Below are 516 nucleotides of genomic sequence, written 5' to 3' on the forward strand. Positions count from 1 at the left end.
TATTACTAAGCAGGGTGCAATCCCATCTTTTAAAGGGTATAATGGTTTTCGCGGGAGCATTTGCGTTTCGGTGAATGAAGAACTCGTTCACGGTATTCCTGGTAAACGGGTTTTACGTGATGGTGACATCATTAGTATCGATATTGGCGCAAAGTTAAATGGCTATCATGGTGACTCTGCTTGGACTTATCCAGTTGGGGTAATCAGTGATGAAGACCGCAAACTACTGGAAGTCACAGAGGAATCTCTATATAAAGGCTTACAGGAAGCAAAGCCAGGCGAACGTCTGTCGAACATTTCCCATGCCATACAAACGTATGTTGAAAATGAGAATTTTTCAGTTGTTAGAGAATATGTTGGACATGGGGTCGGCCAGGATCTTCATGAGGACCCTCAAATTCCTCATTATGGTCCGCCCAACAAAGGCCCGCGGCTAAAACCTGGAATGGTGTTGGCCATCGAACCGATGGTGAACGCAGGCAGCCGATATGTGAAAACATTGGCTGATAACTGGAC

At 45.3% G+C, this 516-nt stretch carries 1 protein-coding gene; it reads left to right on the plus strand.

The features are described from left to right. A partial coding sequence (gene map, locus EV579_RS18610) for a type I methionyl aminopeptidase (protein WP_243837443.1) occupies positions 1 to 516 on the plus strand: 516 nt, incomplete at both ends.

This window comes from Bacillus sp. BK450, assembly GCF_004364885.1.
Classification (GTDB): Bacteria; Bacillota; Bacilli; order Bacillales; family Bacillaceae; genus Bacillus; species Bacillus safensis.